The organism is Ruminococcus sp. YRD2003 (assembly GCA_900109435.1).
In the GTDB taxonomy this organism is placed as follows: domain Bacteria; phylum Bacillota; class Clostridia; order Oscillospirales; family Ruminococcaceae; genus Ruminococcus; species Ruminococcus flavefaciens_G.
This window is the reverse complement of record FNZT01000008.1, coordinates 119,043-135,453: the sequence shown is the minus strand read 5'-3', so window position 1 is coordinate 135,453 and position 16,411 is coordinate 119,043. Positions and strand designations below refer to the sequence as shown.

At 48.1% G+C, this 16,411-nt stretch carries 15 protein-coding genes; 4 read left to right on the top strand and 11 right to left on the bottom strand.

Annotated elements, in window-relative coordinates; translation table 11 throughout:
- Positions 1 to 90: 90 nt before the first annotated feature.
- On the bottom strand, positions 91 to 2,475 hold the full coding sequence (locus BMX22_RS07870; RefSeq protein ID WP_074741918.1) for a cation-translocating P-type ATPase: 2,385 nt from the start codon (positions 2,473 to 2,475) through the stop codon (positions 91 to 93).
- A 347-nt stretch (positions 2,476 to 2,822) separates the two neighbouring features.
- Between BMX22_RS07870 and BMX22_RS07865 the strand changes: the two genes are divergently transcribed.
- Positions 2,823 to 5,339 carry a heavy metal translocating P-type ATPase gene (locus BMX22_RS07865; RefSeq protein ID WP_074741917.1) on the top strand — a complete coding sequence of 839 codons (2,517 nt, stop codon included), beginning with the start codon at positions 2,823 to 2,825 and terminating at the stop codon, positions 5,337 to 5,339.
- An 89-nt stretch (positions 5,340 to 5,428) separates the two neighbouring features.
- Positions 5,429 to 6,019 carry a biotin transporter BioY gene (locus BMX22_RS07860; RefSeq protein WP_081349134.1) on the top strand — a complete coding sequence of 197 codons (591 nt, stop codon included), beginning with the start codon at positions 5,429 to 5,431 and terminating at the stop codon, positions 6,017 to 6,019.
- A gap of 42 nt (positions 6,020 to 6,061) precedes the next feature.
- Here the strand turns inward: BMX22_RS07860 and BMX22_RS07855 are convergent, their stop codons facing one another.
- The 10 genes from BMX22_RS07855 to BMX22_RS16415 form a co-directional block, all read right to left on the bottom strand.
- Positions 6,062 to 6,376: a hypothetical protein gene (locus BMX22_RS07855; RefSeq protein ID WP_074741916.1), complete on the bottom strand. Its 315-nt coding sequence runs from the start codon at positions 6,374 to 6,376 to the stop codon at positions 6,062 to 6,064.
- Positions 6,377 to 6,414: 38 nt separating this feature from the next.
- Entirely contained in the window at positions 6,415 to 6,948 is a 534-nt protein-coding gene (locus BMX22_RS07850) for a GNAT family N-acetyltransferase (RefSeq protein ID WP_074741915.1), read from the bottom strand.
- A gap of 207 nt (positions 6,949 to 7,155) precedes the next feature.
- On the bottom strand, positions 7,156 to 7,842 hold the full coding sequence (locus BMX22_RS07845) for a GIY-YIG nuclease family protein (protein WP_074741914.1): 687 nt from the start codon (positions 7,840 to 7,842) through the stop codon (positions 7,156 to 7,158).
- A gap of 485 nt (positions 7,843 to 8,327) precedes the next feature.
- Positions 8,328 to 9,086, bottom strand: coding sequence for a flavodoxin (locus BMX22_RS07840; protein WP_074741913.1), 759 nt, complete (start codon positions 9,084 to 9,086; stop codon positions 8,328 to 8,330).
- A 12-nt stretch (positions 9,087 to 9,098) separates the two neighbouring features.
- Complete coding sequence (locus tag BMX22_RS16855; RefSeq protein WP_318259713.1) at positions 9,099 to 9,254, bottom strand: hypothetical protein; 156 nt, start codon at positions 9,252 to 9,254, stop codon at positions 9,099 to 9,101.
- A 6-nt stretch (positions 9,255 to 9,260) separates the two neighbouring features.
- Positions 9,261 to 9,683 (bottom strand): sugar O-acetyltransferase, encoded by a 423-nt coding sequence (locus BMX22_RS07835; protein ID WP_318259712.1) that lies wholly within the window; start codon positions 9,681 to 9,683, stop codon positions 9,261 to 9,263.
- A gap of 5 nt (positions 9,684 to 9,688) precedes the next feature.
- Positions 9,689 to 10,270, bottom strand: a complete 582-nt coding sequence (locus BMX22_RS07830; protein WP_074741912.1) for a TetR/AcrR family transcriptional regulator — start codon at positions 10,268 to 10,270, stop codon at positions 9,689 to 9,691.
- A gap of 75 nt (positions 10,271 to 10,345) precedes the next feature.
- The gene (locus BMX22_RS07825) at positions 10,346 to 11,197 is read right to left on the bottom strand and encodes an aldo/keto reductase (protein ID WP_074741911.1); all 852 of its coding nucleotides are present in this window, start codon (positions 11,195 to 11,197) and stop codon (positions 10,346 to 10,348) included.
- A gap of 12 nt (positions 11,198 to 11,209) precedes the next feature.
- Positions 11,210 to 11,716 carry a flavodoxin gene (locus tag BMX22_RS07820; RefSeq protein ID WP_074741910.1) on the bottom strand — a complete coding sequence of 169 codons (507 nt, stop codon included), beginning with the start codon at positions 11,714 to 11,716 and terminating at the stop codon, positions 11,210 to 11,212.
- A 451-nt stretch (positions 11,717 to 12,167) separates the two neighbouring features.
- The gene (locus BMX22_RS16415; RefSeq protein WP_074741909.1) at positions 12,168 to 12,422 is read right to left on the bottom strand and encodes a DUF4298 domain-containing protein; all 255 of its coding nucleotides are present in this window, start codon (positions 12,420 to 12,422) and stop codon (positions 12,168 to 12,170) included.
- 39 nt (positions 12,423 to 12,461) lie between these two features.
- Here BMX22_RS16415 and BMX22_RS16700 point away from each other — a divergent pair, with 39 nt between their 5' ends.
- Together BMX22_RS16700 and BMX22_RS07805 are read left to right on the top strand one after the other, a co-directional pair.
- A complete protein-coding gene (locus BMX22_RS16700; protein WP_074741908.1) occupies positions 12,462 to 13,367 on the top strand; it encodes a leucine-rich repeat domain-containing protein in 906 nt (301 codons plus the stop codon).
- A gap of 163 nt (positions 13,368 to 13,530) precedes the next feature.
- Positions 13,531 to 16,350: a leucine-rich repeat domain-containing protein gene (locus BMX22_RS07805; RefSeq protein WP_074741907.1), complete on the top strand. Its 2,820-nt coding sequence runs from the start codon at positions 13,531 to 13,533 to the stop codon at positions 16,348 to 16,350.
- The last annotated feature ends 61 nt before the right edge of the window (positions 16,351 to 16,411 follow it).

The following is a 16,411-nucleotide window of genomic DNA, read 5'->3' as shown; positions in this document are numbered from 1 at the left end:
AAAAGCCTTCGCTGACCGTTCAGCGGAGCAAATGGATATGAAAAAACTGCTCACAGATACCGCAAGTATCCGTGAGCAGTTTTTGTGTACTCAGTTGTTTCGCGAGAACAGCTTCCGAATGCCGTCGATGAGCATAGTGAGATATCGGAGCATGGGCTCAGCGATGATCGAGAAGTTGACGCAGAGGAGAATGCACTGAATGGACATCCCGCTGATGCCGAAGAAGCTGCTGAGGAAGAGCATACTGAGCGTGAGCAGGATGCCGCACATACCCCATATTGCCCATTTGAGGGCATTCATAGGCTTTGCGATACGCAGGAGTATCATCATGCCGACGACGCTCATGAGTATCGTTGACGCGGTGGAGATATCCTCCTGATGCGACTTGAAGATGTTGCCGAAGAAGATCATAGCGGCTACGATTATCGCGTCGGTTATGCCCGCAGGGAGGGCTTTGAGGAGGATATTGGTCATGAACTTGCCTTTAATGAGTTCACGGTTAGGTATCTGCGAAAGGCACAAGCCTGGCAGACCGATAGTAAACACGCTTATAAGGGAGATCTGAGCGGGTTTGAGCGGGTAGGTGATACTGAGGAATATCGCCATAGTCGACATAATGAGCGAGAAGATGTTCTTGACGAGGAACAGGCTGCCCGAGCGTTCGAGGTTGTTTACGACCTTGCGCCCCTCCATAACGACGTCGGGCATTTTCGCGAAGTCCGATTCGAGGAGCACGAGCTGAGAAGCCTGCGCTGCTGCTTCACTGCCCGAAGCCATAGCGACGGAGCAGTCGGCGTCCTTGAGCGCGAGCACGTCGTTGACGCCGTCGCCCGTCATGGCGACAGTACGCCCCGCGTCTTTGAGAGCGCGAATGAACATACGCTTCTGCTCGGGAGTGACTCTACCGAAGACGGTATAGTGGAGCACGGAGCTCTTGATAGCTTCCTCGGTCTGAAGGGTAGTGGCGTCGACGTATCTTTCGGCATTGGCGATGCCTGCCTGTTTGGCTATCTCGGAGACAGTCATGGGATTGTCGCCTGAAATGACCTTGATCTCAACGCCCTGCTCGGCGAAGAAGCGGAATGTATCAGGGGCATTTTTACGAATGGGATTGGACAGCAGAATGAAGCATATCGGTCTGACAGAGCCACTGAGAGCTTTTCCGTCGGGAACGGAATCGCAGCTTCCGAAGACGAGCACACGATAGCCCCTGCTGCTGTGGCAGCTGACGGTCTCGCGGAACTTTGCGAAGTCGTCGCGGAGGACGAATTCGGGCGCACCGAGCACATAAGCCCCGCTCTCGAGAACAGTTGAGCTGTACTTGAACTCCGACGAAAAGCCCGTAAAGGACTTTATCTGCTGACCTGTAGGCGAATTGAAGTGATTCTTGACAGCGAGCATGGTAGCGTTATCCGCGGACTGCGCCGCCGCGAAGTCACTGATGAGCCCCGCGAGCCTGTCCTCGGGTATCTCCCCGTCAATGGGGATGAGCGAATTGACTGACATATTCCCTTCGGTGATAGTACCTGTTTTGTCGACACAGAGCACATCAACGCGCGCGAGGGTCTCGATACACTTCATGTCATGTACAAGGACTTTACCGAAAGCGAGCCTCATCGCGCTGATAGCGAGGGTAGTGCTCGCAAGGAGGAACAGACCCTCGGGGATCATACCGATAACAGCGGCGACCATAGCCTGAATGCTGCTGCTGACGTTGCGGTGTTCGAGGAAGTGCTGCTGATAAAAGAGCGCGAAGCCGATGGGGATGATGATGATTCCCGCGAATTTGACGATGCGGTTGAGCGAGCGTATCATCTCCGACTGCTCGCCCTTGCGGGATTTTTTCGCCTGCATGGTGAGCTGCGAGATGTATGAGTCAACGCCCACGCGTTCGAGCCGAGCCCTGCACGAGCCCGATACGATAAAGCTGCCCGACATGAGCGTATCGCCCGCAGATTTGCTTATCTCGTCCGATTCGCCTGTGAGCAGAGCCTCGTTGACGGAGACATTTCCGTCGAGAATGACCGCGTCGGCGCTTATCTGATTGCCCGCGCGGAAAATGGCGATGTCATCGAGAACGACATCGCGTGATGGGACGATTTCCTCCTTTCCGTCGCGCACGACGGCGGTGACGGGAGCATTCATCATCGAGAGCTTGTCCAGAACGCGTTTGGAGCGCAGCTCCTGCACGATACCGATGAGGGTATTTGCGATGATGATTGGCATAAAGGAGAGGTCACGGTAATTTTTGGAGTAAATGATGAGTCCTGCGAGAATGAGGAAAATGAGGTTGAAGTAAGTGAAAACGTTGTCCGCGATGATATCGCCCACGGACTTTGACGGTGGGTTTGCAGGGGTATTGTCATAACCTGATTCGGTACGCAGACGTACCTGTTCGGCGGTCAGACCGTTATCTGGTTCGGCGAAAACGCGGGGCGGCGGTTCGGGTGAGCGGTGGAGCTTCTGCTTGCTCATTGTCCGCTACCTCCTTTCGATATAAGTGGGGATCAGTCGATTACTCATTTATTATAGCATAGTTTCAGAGAAAATGCAACTTTCTGTGCGCTTCCCATAACGGAAAAAGCGGGCTGCCGAGTCTCGAACTTGCGTTCTCAACTCAGTGACCCACGAAACAGGCTGAAGGGACACCCCTCTGCGTGCTATCCTTAACGGAAAAAGCGGGCTACCGAGCCTCGAACTTGCGTTCTGAACTCAGTGACCCACGAAACAGGCTGAAGGGACACCCTTCCGAGAGCACTTGCATTAACAGAAAAAAGGTGGTATAATATATTTGCAGAAACTAACAACAAAGGAGCTATCCTATGGAACAATACAACGTCACGGGCATGAGCTGCGCCGCCTGCTCTGCGCGTGTGGAGAAGGCAGTCGGGAGCGTGGAGGGCGTGACCTCCTGTGCTGTCAGTCTGCTCACGAATTCAATGGGCGTAGAGGGAACAGCCACGCCGCAGGAGATAATCGCAGCAGTCGAGCGTGCGGGCTACGGAGCATCGCTGAAAGGCGCAAAGCCCGAGACTTCGCGCTCGGAGGGAGTCCTTGCTGACAGTGAAACACCCGCACTTATAAGCAGGCTTGCCGCGTCGCTGATATTCCTGCTGATACTGATGTACATTTCAATGGGGCACACCATGTTCGGAGCCCCGCTGCCTGCATTCCTTGACGGCTCTCCCGCAGCACTCGGGCTTGCGGAGCTGCTTCTCGCGGCAGCAGTAATGGTCATGAACCAGCGCTTCTTCATCAGTGGCACACGCAGCGTTCTCCACCGCTCGCCGAACATGGACACCCTTGTAGCAATGGGTTCGGGAGCGTCATTCGCGTGGAGCGTCTACACTCTTTTCAAGGTCATAGCCGTGCAGTCCGACGGAGATATCACAGTCGCGAAGGAGCTGATGAATGGCTATTATTTCGAGTCGGCAGCAATGATACTGACACTCATCACGGTCGGCAAGCTGCTCGAATCGGTGTCAAAGGGGCGGACCACCGACGCATTGAAGTCCCTCATAAAGCTTGCCCCGAAAACAGCCTGCGTAATCAGGGACGGCGCGGAAGTGACCGTGCCTGCCGAAGAAGTCCGCAAGGGAGACATTTTCGTTGTCCGTCCGGGAGAGAGCATCCCCGCAGACGGCATAGTCATCGACGGTACGAGCGCAGTCAACGAGGCATCGCTGACGGGCGAGAGCATACCTGTGGACAAGTCCGCAGGCGACAGGGTAAGCGCGGCGACGGTCAATCAGTCTGGGTTCATCAAGTGTGAGGCAGCGCGTGTCGGCGAAGATACGACCCTCGCGCAGATAATCAGGACGGTCAGTGACGCGGCGGCAACGAAAGCACCGATAGCCAAGACAGCGGATAAAGTCTCGGGAGTATTTGTGCCCGCGGTCATACTCATAGCGCTTGTGACAATAGCGATATGGCTGTTTGTCGGGCAGAGCTTCGGTTACGCACTTGCACGCGGGATATCGGTCCTTGTGATAAGCTGTCCGTGCGCTCTCGGACTTGCCACACCTGTCGCAATAATGGTAGGAAACGGCGTAGGAGCGCGCGGAGGCATACTTTTCAAGACGGCAGTTTCTCTTGAAGAGACAGGCAGAGCGCAGGTCGCCGTACTGGACAAAACAGGCACAATAACCGCAGGAGAGCCTGTAGTTACGGATATTATCGGTGCTGACGGCACAGACGAGCCCGAGCTTTTGCGGACAGCATACTCTCTCGAAAAACTGAGCGAACACCCGCTTGCAAAGGCAGTCGTATCGCTTGCCGAGGAACGCGGAGTCCCCACATATGAAGCAGCCGATTTTGAGGCGGTAGCAGGCAGCGGACTTCGCGCGGTGATAGGAGGCAGAACGGTCGCAGGCGGCAATCTGCGGTATATCAGGGAGTTTGCGGAGGTCGGCAGTGAAATTCAGACCGCGGCAGACGACCTCGCAGAGCAGGGCAAAACACCGCTCCTGTTTGCAGCGGACGGCAAACTTCTCGGAATAATAGCGGTCGCCGACGTGATAAAGCCCGACAGCGCCGAGGCAGTCCGCGAGCTTCGGGATATGGGGATAAAGGTAGTGATGCTGACGGGCGACAACGAAAAAACAGCCCGCACGGTCGGACGGCAGGCAGGCGTAGATAAGGTCATCGCGGGCGTGCTCCCGAACGGGAAAGAGGCGGTGATACGCGGATTGCAGAAGCAGGGCAGGGTAGTAATGGTCGGAGACGGCATAAACGACGCCCCCGCATTGACGCGAGCGGACATGGGCATAGCCATCGGAGCGGGCACCGACGTCGCCATCGACGCGGCAGACGTAGTGCTGATGAAAAGCAGTCTCCGCGACGTTCCCGCGGCAATACGTCTGAGCCGTGCGACGCTCCGCAACATCAAGCAGAATCTGTTCTGGGCGTTTTTCTATAATTTCATAGGCATACCGCTCGCTGCGGGAGCGTATGTCTCGCTGTTCGGCTGGGAGCTCGATCCCATGTTCGGAGCAGCAGCGATGAGCCTGTCGAGCTTTTTTGTTGTGACGAACGCGCTGCGTCTGAACCTTGTGGACATCCACAGCACCAAGCACGACAAACGCCTGAAAACAGCCGTTGAACTCACAGACACGGAGGTCGGTTCGGAGCGCATGACGATTGCGGTCAAGGGGATGATGTGTCAGCACTGCGAAGCTCGCGTTAAGTCAGCGCTGGAGTCACTTGCATTCGTAGAGACAGCCGCCCCCGACCACAAAACAGGCAGAGCAGAGCTTGAACTGAGAGCTCCCGCAGACGAAAAACAGCTTAAAAAGGCGGTCACGGGAGCGGGTTATAAATATGTTGGTATCGTCAGATAAAAAATATATGTCACCCTAATGTGGAAATAGGGTTGACATCGGTCTCGGGATGTGGTATACTGTAACCATACCATTCAGGAGGCGACACTATGAACGAAACAACAGCGCGCGAAACGACAAAGGATCGCGCATTTACGACCAAACAGCTCACACTGACCGCACTTATGGCAGTACTTCTCATCGTGTGCTCATGGATAAGCATACCCACGCCGTGGGGCATCGTCTACACCTTGCAGACCTTTGCAGTGTTCTTCTCGCTTATTCTTCTCGGCGGCAAGTGCGGCACATTCTCGATTCTGACATTTTTGCTGCTCGGAGCGTGCGGACTCCCTGTATTTTCGCAGTTCAGAGGCGGAGTCGGCGCCTTGTTCGGACTTACGGGCGGATATATACTCGGCTTTGTATTCACGGCAGTGATATATTGGCTCGCGGAGCTCATCCCCGCACAGGGCAAGGCACGAATAGTGCGTAACATCGCGGCTTTGATCGTCGGACTTGCAGTATGCTACATCTTTGGAACGCTGTGGTTCATGCACGTATATTCGGTTGGCGGCAAAGCGGTGACATTCGGCGGCGCACTGATGATGTGCGTGGTACCGTATCTTGCATTTGATTTTGTGAAGCTTGCAGTCGCAGTGCTTCTCGGAGAGAAGCTGAGGAAGCATATAGGATTGAGGTAAAAGCACCCCGCATCACCGATTTCGGTGGTGCGGGGATTTGTATCAGTGGTTATTCAGCCAGAGGAGCGCATTTTGATAAGCTGCTGCCCAGTCTGGAAACCCTTCCGACTGACAGCGGCTGATAAGCCTCTGAAGCTCTCCTACCAGCTCGCTTCTTGAGATAATGTTTTCAGTTCTTGAGTCCTCATCGATATAGTCATCCAGTCTGTACGGCTGTCCGTAGGCATTTAAGCCCCATTGGTGTACCTCAGCGGGACCGACAGAGAACGCACTGATCAAAACGATATTGCCCTCTTTATTGCGGTTTGTATTCGGTCTGGAATATCTATAGCCATTCAGATGAAACTTTTTACCCATTTTTCGGTTCCTTTCTGTACCCCCGCATCACTGGTGATTCAGTCAAGCTGTTTTTCCTTTGCGTAATATGTCTCTTTTTTTATTTCCAAATCAATATCAATCCATGTTTCACCACACAGATTATATTCCTCCCGCACTCCGTTTTCTTCAAATCCTACGCTTTTATAGCAATAATATGCCTGCTTGTTGTTTTCAAAGACACCAAGGCTGACAGAATCAGCTCCATATATCTCAAATGCAAATTTCAAACCGAGCGTAATCATCTGTTTTCCATAGCCCGTTCCTCTTTTTGAAGGATTGACAATCACATATCCGAAACGGAGCTTTTTATCATCTTCTTCAGGACGTACTCTTGCAGTAAAGAAGCCGACAAGCCCATTTTCATCAAAAGCAGTAAACGGAAAATACCTGTCGTTATCTTCTCTGCCTGATGTTGCTTCAAGCAAGCGTTTTTCAGTAACAGGATATTCACCCAGAATTCCGGCTGACCACTTATAGAATTCTTCCTTTTTGTTTGTCCATGTAATAATTGTTTTTGCATCATTCTTTCTGAATGGTCTAAGCCTAAGCATTTTTTTCTGACTCCTGTTCTTTATACTTTTTTCGACAACCTTTCCCCACACTCAACCCTATTTTACAATCACCCGAATCGCAACTTTTGGGAAGTCTGTTTTCTACGATTTTACGCTGTCTTTCACTATGACATTCAATCCACACACTGGAAAATCGGAAAAAGCAGTTTCACGCCCCCTAAATCGAGTGGTTCATTTTGAAGTTATTCAGTTATCTTGAACTATTTGATTTCTGAACATATCAATTGGTTTCCCGGATGTAGTTTTCCACACCAGCCAGCCATTGTTTGCTTTTCCCAGTGGTATCCAACCGGCGGTTGAAGGTGAGTCGCATTCAACGTCTTCCATTAAAGTATTGTTTTCTATTATTGCAGCCCGTCTAACAGCAGGTGACCAATTGCCAGTAACAGGAGCACATATACTACCTTTTAAAACAATAAATTTACCGTTTTCAACACGCATTTTAGCTGTAATAGTGCCAAATCTACGGCGATTTTCTTTCATAATATATATGCCATCAGGAATCAGTGCCATCCCTATATTCTCTTGTCTATTTTCAGTAGCCTCAGCAAATACCTCTGCTTTTGTTACATCTTCTGGATATACTTGTTTTCCCTCAAAAGAAGTAAGAAGCTGTATCACCAAATCAACGTCAACAGCGAATAATTCTGAATTTTGCAGGCGGCTTTTATCGAACAAACTGTGAAGCAAGGTTTCCTTTTCATCATATTCATCAACTTCAATTGCAAAGCGCCGCTTTAATCCGACAACATTGTTGTAGCCGTTTCGTTCGAGGTTATACATCCTATTTTCAAATTGATTAGAAGCTGTTTTACCAATTTTAATCAGTCCTGGAACAACAGTTTCCATAATATAAATAATGCCTTTTGCCATAATCAATTCCTTTCATCTTCAAAGGATTTTGACATCAATACCACGCACTCAACGTGCTTGGTGCCGATTTTGTTGACTGAAAAATTCTAATAATCATACTATATCGGTAAAATAGGCTATTTGCAGCACAATAATCGAATGTTTTTTTGGCAGCAAAATCGCTGCATTGATGTATCTTTTACCTCTATTATACAATAGAAAACCTGAAAAAGCAACCTATTTTACGCATATATGCAAAAATCCCCCTCATCAAAGAAAACACTGCTTTCCAATGATGCGGGGGATTCACAATACGACAGAGGTCATACTTGCCCTTGAACAGAGTTTTTATCCAGCCGAAATTCAGGATATGGTGTAAAATGAACAAACAGAACATAGCAATGCCGATCACTTCATGTGCCGTTTCTCCAAATAGAATAGCACATGAGTACAGGCAAAGCTGCTGTCATCAGTATGTCAGCGGCTGTTTTATCTTCATCTTCATGTCAGAATCCCAGTCCGTCAAGCCAGTCACTGACAGACTGCTGTGTATCGGAACTGAACTCCTGCGCCGTCTGCCCCTGTATTGCCATACCGTCAAGTACCTGAGCATCCGGCAGATAGCTTGCAATAGCAGAGTATGTTCCCGATTCACCGCTGCCTTCATGGGTGTTGAACGGGATAACCACCTTGTCGGAAAAGTCATAGCTGTCCATAAAGGTATAAACTGCCATCGGCATATCGCCCCACCAAATCGGGTAGCCGAGGAATACAATGTCATATTGCTCCATATTATCAACAGTTCTGCTCAGTTCGGGACGTGCTTTGTCAGCAAGCTCCTGCTTTGCAACATCGCAGCAGTCATCATAGTCCGTAGGATAGGGCGTGACTGTCTCGATATGAAAGCTGTCCGCACCGACCTCATCTGCGATATACTCTGCAACGATCTGTGTATTGCCCTTGTCTATCGTACCGACATTGTAATTCTCATCGGCACGGGAAAAGTATGCAACAAGGATATTTTTGCCGTCACTGTCTGTCGGAGCTTCTGTCTCAGTCTGAGTTGTAACAGTGCTGTTATCGGACTGCTTATCATCGGCTTTTGTTTCATCGGTTTTGCTGTCCTGTTTGGTCAGCTTTTCCTGCACTGCTGCCTTGTCGCTGTCAGCAACGCTCGGAGCAGATGCAGGCTCTCCGCTGCCGCAGGCAGTCATGGTCAGAGCCATGAACAGTGCAGATAAAATAACTGCTATCTTATGCTTCATACATATCACTCCTCAGTCTTTCATCTGCTCAGGATCAAGCCTCTTGATGACCTTTGCAGGTACACCGCCGACTACCGCATAATCGGGAACGTCCTTTGTGACAACTGCCCCTGCCGCAACAACAGCGTATTTTCCGATAGTCACGCCGGGACAGATCGTACAGCCCATACCGAGCTAGGCATTCTTTTTCACAAGCACCTTGCCATAGGTGTAGGTGGTGTGGCGGTCGTACATATCGTGATTTATCGTTGCGATACGCAGCCCCGGAGCAGCCATAACACCGTCCTCAAACTCGATACCGCCCGACGCTGAAAGAATCGCAGAGTGATTGATAAATACACCCTTTCCGAATGTCACGCGGTTTCCGAAATCACAGGTGAACGGTGTGAGTATCCTGACATCGTCGAGCTTGCGACCGAACAGCTCCTCCAGATAGCCCACATAGGACGGATCATCGGGAAGAACTGCATTTGCCTTTGCGCACAGCGTTCTCGCCCGCATCATTTCATCAACTGCTTCCTTGAAGTAAGGCTCAGTCACTTTAGTCGGACCGCCCTTGTCCATAAGTTCATATACATAGCCGTTTTCGTATTCCATATTTTTTACTCCTGTCTGAAAAATCCTTTCACACCGCCAAGCACAAGCCTGTTTGTGGTCTCGATGATCTCCTCAACTGACTGTTGTTTGCCTTCTTCTATCCACTGCCTGTAAATGCCGAGAACAGAATTATTGACGAAGTTCATCAGCATGGTCTGCTGATATTCTGGAAGCGCGCCGTATTTTTTTGAAGTGCTCCAGCCTGCGGTAGTGACCTTTTTTATCATACCGCTGCGGATATAGTGGTAGGACTCATTGCCTGCGCAGGTGATCTTCTCATAGGCAAGTCCCTTTTCCTCTGAAAAAAGGAAGAATTCACGGTTTACCTTGTCAAGCTCATCAGGCAGCTTGTAGTCCTTGATACGCTCGATGTATTCCGCAGAATACTCCGTCTGTATCTCGGCAAGCAGATCGTCAAGAGTGGGGTAGTAGACATAAAATGGTTTCTTGTTTATCATGGCACGGCTGCAAAGTTCCGTCACCCTGATCTTGCCGTAATCCATTTCGCATATCATCTGCTCGAATACGCTCTTTATAGAATCTATCGTCCTGCGAACTCTCAGATCTTCACTGCCTGTCAGTATCATAATAGTCCTCCTATACATTCTATGGTAAAGTAACTGTGGTTACATTATACCACAGAGTGCCTTTTCTTTCAAGCCTTAGTCCGCAGGATGCCACGCTCCGAGGTTTGCTTCCTGCTGTTCAAGCGTCATATTGAAGAAGCGCTTTCCGCAGTCCAGTGCTCTGATCTCAGCCATTTCATCGGCTGTCAGCTCACAGTCGAATATCTCGAAATTCTCCTTCATGTGCTGCGGATTTGTAGTTCTCGGAAATACAATAGTTCCTTCCTGGATATGCCAGCGCAAGATGATCTGCACGTTGCTCTTGCCGTATTTCTGAGCCAGTTTCGTGAACACGTTCTCATTGATAAGTCCCTTGTCACCGTGACCGATGGGATACCAGCTTTCGATAACTGTGCCGTACTTCTCGATACGCTTTTTCAGTGCGTTCTGCTGATAGTAAGGGTGGCACTCCACTTGCAGCACAGACGGCTTGATCGTGGCAGCTTCGCAGAGTTCCTCAAGGCGTTCGCTTTCAAAATTGCTGATACCGATCGACTTCACCTTGCCTGCTTTCACAGCCTTTTCCATGTCCTTCCACGCACCGAGATAATCACCGAACTGCTGATGCAGGAGAAGAAGATCAATGTAGTCCGTGCCGAGCCTTTCAAGCATCTTGTCGATAGCTGTGGAAGTCTTGCCCTCACCGTATTCGTGGGGCCAGAGCTTTGTTGTGATCCACACTTCCTCACGGGGAACACCGCTGTCCTTCACAGCCTTGCCGACGCTTCTCTCGTTCTGATAAGCGTGAGCCGTGTCGATGTGGCGGACACCCATTTTCAGTGCATCAAGCACTGCGTTGTATGTTGCTTCACCCTCGGGGACCTGATAAACGCCAAGTCCGAACTGCGGGATCTTCGTACCGTCATTCAAAGTGATGTAAGTCTGCATAGTAATACCTCCTCAGATAAGTCCGTTATTTTTAAGCCACTTTTCGATCTGCGGCTTTGCATTTTTAACTCCACTGCCGGTCAGGGAAAGTCCCTCACCGACATTTGCGTACTTCTTTATATCCGAAACGCTCTTGCCGAGTCCGCTGCCCTCGTTGGTGCAGAGCGGATAGATTGTCTTGCCCGAAAGATCGGTGCTTTCAAGGAACGTGAACACCGCCATGGGAGCAGTTTCCCAGTAGTTCGGATAAGCAAGAATGATATTGTTGTAGTGTGTTACATCGGGCATATCTTTCAGCTCAGGACGTGCGTTTTCTCTGAGATGTGCCTTTGCTTCTTCGATGCAGGTCATGTAGTCTGCGGAATAGGGCTGCACCATTTCGAGCTTGAAGCTGTCAAAGCCTGTAAGCTCCGTAATATGTCCGACTGCGATCTCGGTGTTGCCGACCTCTACATACTTCATAGAACCGCCGAAGTAGTTCTCATCGGCTCTTGAAAAGAAAATAACGATAGTGTTCATAGTAGTTCCTCCCTTGGTTTTAGGTAACTGTCGTTCCGTTAATTCTATTTTAGCAGATAACTCCCGAAAAAACAATGGGCAGTTCCTTTGGAATGGTTACTTAGGTAACGGTTTGTGCGAAATGGTTACTTATCTGTCAAAAGCCATTTACCATCCTGCTTAACAAAATGCTGATTTGTTTTCAGCGTCCATGTTCGGAAGCTCCGTATACTTTGGAATCAAGCGTGGTGCTGCCTGTCAGCAATATCAATTGTAGTTCTTCCAAAGTATCAGAAACTGGCGGTTATAAAGTCATATGATATACATTCTTGAAATCCGTTTCAAGTCCGGAGTGATTGTCAGCGTGGAAAAGTAAATATAATAATAAGGACTGCTGGTATCGCGTGATATTGTTCACACGGTATCAGCAGCCCTTTTTGTTTATTACATCTAATTCCAAGTATTCCATCATTTACTCTTCCGGCAGAGCATAGATACCATCTTCAGAAAGAACACCGCGTTTCAGGTCTTTCGGGAGCAGTCCGGCTTCATCGGCTGCATAGTCTCGTTTCCATGCGTCGCTGCTGTAATACTCGGATAATGCTTTCAGCTGATAAACGGAACCGCTTTCTGCCTGCTGCATCATATCCTCATAATATGTAATGCGCCTGATCTGTGCCTGTATGGATTCAGGTGTGGACGGCAGAATTCTTTCAAAGCGGAACATATCAAATAATTCACCGTCTTTATCATCCGGCGCACAGTGATGGTCATTGAAATACTCAACGATATGGAATCCGCAGCGGTTCACATAGAGATGGATATTACGTTTTTCAAAATAGGGCGTAACAGTCTCCCAGACCGTGATCTACGGATGCATAGATTCGATCTCGCACCACGTTGTGTATCCTATGTAGTCAACATTGACGAGGAGTGCCGTGGATACTATCTGACTGTAAATGAGCTGATTACAAATAAACTGTACCACTATCTTCCGGAGCTTAGCGAGGAAAAAGAGTCTGAGCTTTCGGATGTTATCTCCGGCATAAAGAATAACGATGCTGCCAGATATAAATATGAGGGAATGACTGACGGTATGCGCTCGCCGGAGCTTTTCAGCAAGTATGAAATTATCGGAAGCAATAAGAACATAAAATATAATGACAGGGTTTATAACATTAAACGCGGTTATTTCTGCGGTTCAGTCCACAACCGCAAGGAGATTGACATTCCAAAGGGCGTTGTGGGAATAAAAAGCATTGGTTTTGCTGAGAAAGTCATTATCCCCTCCAGTGTTGCGGATATATGTCCGGGGGCATTGGATCTTTCCTCGTTGAAGAGCATTACTATCGATGAAAAGAACAAGTTTTTTACCTCTGTTGACGTAGTGCTTTTTGATAAAAAATGCAAAAAGCTTATACGCTTTCCAAGTGAGCATAAAGCCGCTGAATATACAGTCCCGGACGGCGTTCAGGAAATTGGCAGCAGAGCATTTTATATGTGCTATGATCTAACAAAGGTCACACTACCGGAAAGTGTCAGGGTAATTGGTGACGAGGCATTTGCGTTTTGCTCCAGCCTTGGTGAAATAATTGTTTCCAGCACATTGACTTCAATCGGCAGCGATGCTTTCAAGAATTGCTGTAAGCTTGAAGTGAAACCTGAAATCTAACAGGAGTGATTTCTGTGCCGCATTTGACAACACTTTTAGCGCAACAGTGTTCAACTTTTGTATTGTGTTTATAAGATTTCTGCGAATTGCTATAGAAATATATTGACATTGCCGGTGGACAGTGATAAAATATAAGACAGAAATACCAGCAGGAGGATTTATTATGGGATTCAATATCAATTTAGGCGGACTTTTAAAGTATACGAGTGAACCGGGAGTTACCGAGGTCACGATACCGGACGGTGTGAGATTTATAAGAGGTGCTGCTTTCGCTGAGTGCACAAGCCTTACCTCGATCACAATACCTGACAGTGTGACAGAGATCGACAATTATGCTTTTATGGACTGCACGAGCCTGACCTCGGTCACGATACCCGACAGTGTAACAAGGATCGGTAATTTTGCTTTTAGCAACTGTACAAGCCTTTCTTCTGTCACAGTACCCGACGGTGTGAAATGGATACCTGGCAGTGCTTTCGAGAATTGTCCAAACATCGAAACAATTAATGTCTCAGATAATTCTACAGCCATTAATTACTACCATATAGAAAAAACAAAATGGGCTGAATACCATAAAAAAGATGATTTTGTTATTTTAGGCAAAAGGCTGCTCAGGTATAAGGGGAAGGCAGCTTCTGCTGAAATTCCGGACGGTGTGGTATCAATAGGTGCATGGGCTTTTAAAGGCTGCAAAGGACTGAAGTCGCTCACTATACCTGACAGTGTGACAAAAATAGATGAACTATCTTTTGAGGGGGGCGAAGGTATAGAAACAATAAATGTCTCCAGAACTTATACAGCGCTCAGTTATCCCCAAATAAAAGACACAAAATGGTTTAAAGATAATACCGGTGATTTCGTTATCTTAGGCGGAAATCTTATCAGGTATCAGGGTAAGGCTGCTTCCGTAACTATCCCGGACGGCACAGCAGCAATAGGAGATGAAGCTTTCAGAGAGTGTGACGATCTGAAGTCTGTCAAAATTCCTGACAGCATTACTAAAATAGGAAGATGTGCTTTCGGTTATTGCAGTGATCTGACTTCTATGACTCTGCCATTGGCTGATATCGGTGAATATGCGATCACCGAATGCTCTGTCAGCAAGCTCAATATCATTCTTCCGGACGGCAGCACGATGCCTGTGGATTTTGGTGCGCCATTAAGGGAAAGCGATTTTGCAAAGGTGATAGATGCTGTGCAAAAGGGCGACGCTGCGGAAAAAGTGTCCAGCACAGGATTGAAAAACAAGCTGCTGATGTATCAGTATATCTATACAAGAAATGAGACCATAGAGAAGAAATTCAAGACAGCCATTTCCAAGCTTGCCGAGACTCTAATTGACGAAAAAAATGCTGATGCATTTAAAGTCCTGGCTTCGACAGGTCTTATAGATGAACGAAAGCTCGTCAAGATTGAGGATTATGCCAAAAACAGGAAGAATATCGCAAAAATCAAGGATATCATCACAGAACTGAGGAACTCTCTTGACGGAGCAAAGGAGACAGCACCGAAAAAGGCTGCCAAGACCTCGAAAAAGGCTGCCGATACACCTACGGACGTTTTCAATATACAAAGCGGACGTCTCAAAGGTCTGTCAGGCAACGATTTTAAGGAGATCATACTGCCCGATAATGTAACGAACATCGACAAGGGAGCATTCCTGTCGGTGAAGGTGAAAAAGCTTTTGCTTTCCGGTAGCCTTAAAAAGCTGACAGGACAGGTGTTCAAGGACTGCACAGGTCTTGCCGAGGTGGTCATTTCCGAGGGCACGGAAAGCATCGGCAAGGAAGCATTCAGAGGATGTACTTCACTTAAAGCTGTGACTATCCCATCTTCTGTGACGACAATTGGAGCGAGTGCTTTTATGGGATGCACCAAGCTGAAGGAAGTGAATATCAGTGAGGGAACTGCGGAAATCGAGGACAGCGCATTTGCTGAATGTTCAGCCCTTACTGAGATAGTGATTCCTGCAACTGTAAAAAGTATCGGCAACAAGCTATTCAAGAACTGCAAAAAGCTGACAAGCGTTACTATGCCTGGAAATCAGGTCATCAATTTTGATGAATGCTTTGACGGCTGTAAAAAACTCGAAACGATCACATTCACCGCAAAAGACTCTAAATATCGCTTTGAAAACGGCATAGTTTTGAGTGAAAAATCGGGGGCTGTGGAATATATAGCGCCCGGCAGCAGTACTATTATCATACCAGAAGGAACAAAAAGAATAACTGTCAAAACAGCGATAAAGGAGCTGACAATCAATTATTCCAAGGGGCAGCATATTGACATCAAGACTACCTCTGTCAATATCCTGAACTTTATCCATAAGGGCAAAACCTACACTATTGATATCTTAGAAGCAAAGGACATGCTTGATTACGCTCCCTTTGATTTTATTACCAGCAGATTGTTCCCCCGAAAAAAGGAGGCAACGCTCAATCTCATCAATGGCATAGTGGATATCATAATAAAAGGGGATATTAAGCCGTATACCAACTACTGTTACGAGGCATTAGGTGAGGTCTGCTATTCCGACGGCTATGAAAATACCACTAAAGTTGAGCCACTGCTTGATCTGAGAAAACAGCTCTCGGAGATCACTGCGGAGATATATGGCACTGACAGGTTCAGGAACTTTTCTGACCTTATGTTTCCGGTCATTGAATGCTATTATAACGATGATGACATTGATCATTTTATCGGCTATGCAGTTGCTTTTTTTGCCAGAAATATTGAATACTTCGAGTGCCTGTCAGATTATCCTGAGATGCAGGAAAAGATCCTGAACAAAATCGCAGAAGCTATGATAAACAATGATGAATCGGATATAACTGAAATACTCGACAAATTCAATCAGAAACAGTTCCAGGTGCTTATCAATGCAGCTCAGAATGCAAAGGCTGCCAATGTTCTTGCGCAGCTCCTTGAGTATAATAACAACAAATTCGGAGGAAGTGACCCTCTTGGCGATCTTAGTCTCTGATAAAGCAGCATCCTGAATATCATAGAAATATTGAAGGCGGCTTCCCGGAAGCTGATACGGG

Excerpts from the sequence above, each read along its gene's own strand:
- BMX22_RS16855 (WP_318259713.1), bottom strand. The coding sequence starts at position 9,254 with ATGGGCTGTACGATCTGTCCCGGCGTGACTATCGGAAAATACGCTGTT.
- BMX22_RS07835 (WP_318259712.1), bottom strand. The coding sequence starts at position 9,683 with ATGGAATACGAAAACGGCTATGTATATGAACTTATGGACAAGGGCGGT.
- BMX22_RS16415 (WP_074741909.1), bottom strand. The coding sequence starts at position 12,422 with ATGTTCCGCTTTGAAAGAATTCTGCCGTCCACACCTGAATCCATACAG.
- BMX22_RS07830 (WP_074741912.1), bottom strand. The coding sequence starts at position 10,270 with ATGATACTGACAGGCAGTGAAGATCTGAGAGTTCGCAGGACGATAGAT.
- BMX22_RS07865 (WP_074741917.1), top strand. The coding sequence starts at position 2,823 with ATGGAACAATACAACGTCACGGGCATGAGCTGCGCCGCCTGCTCTGCG.
- BMX22_RS07840 (WP_074741913.1), bottom strand. The coding sequence starts at position 9,086 with ATGAAGCATAAGATAGCAGTTATTTTATCTGCACTGTTCATGGCTCTG.
- BMX22_RS07820 (WP_074741910.1), bottom strand. The coding sequence starts at position 11,716 with ATGAACACTATCGTTATTTTCTTTTCAAGAGCCGATGAGAACTACTTC.
- BMX22_RS07805 (WP_074741907.1), top strand. The coding sequence starts at position 13,531 with ATGGGATTCAATATCAATTTAGGCGGACTTTTAAAGTATACGAGTGAA.
- BMX22_RS16700 (WP_074741908.1), top strand. The coding sequence starts at position 12,462 with ATGGTCATTGAAATACTCAACGATATGGAATCCGCAGCGGTTCACATA.
- BMX22_RS07850 (WP_074741915.1), bottom strand. The coding sequence starts at position 6,948 with ATGCTTAGGCTTAGACCATTCAGAAAGAATGATGCAAAAACAATTATT.
- BMX22_RS07845 (WP_074741914.1), bottom strand. The coding sequence starts at position 7,842 with ATGGCAAAAGGCATTATTTATATTATGGAAACTGTTGTTCCAGGACTG.
- BMX22_RS07860 (WP_081349134.1), top strand. The coding sequence starts at position 5,429 with ATGAACGAAACAACAGCGCGCGAAACGACAAAGGATCGCGCATTTACG.
- BMX22_RS07870 (WP_074741918.1), bottom strand. The coding sequence starts at position 2,475 with ATGAGCAAGCAGAAGCTCCACCGCTCACCCGAACCGCCGCCCCGCGTT.
- BMX22_RS07855 (WP_074741916.1), bottom strand. The coding sequence starts at position 6,376 with ATGGGTAAAAAGTTTCATCTGAATGGCTATAGATATTCCAGACCGAAT.
- BMX22_RS07825 (WP_074741911.1), bottom strand. The coding sequence starts at position 11,197 with ATGCAGACTTACATCACTTTGAATGACGGTACGAAGATCCCGCAGTTC.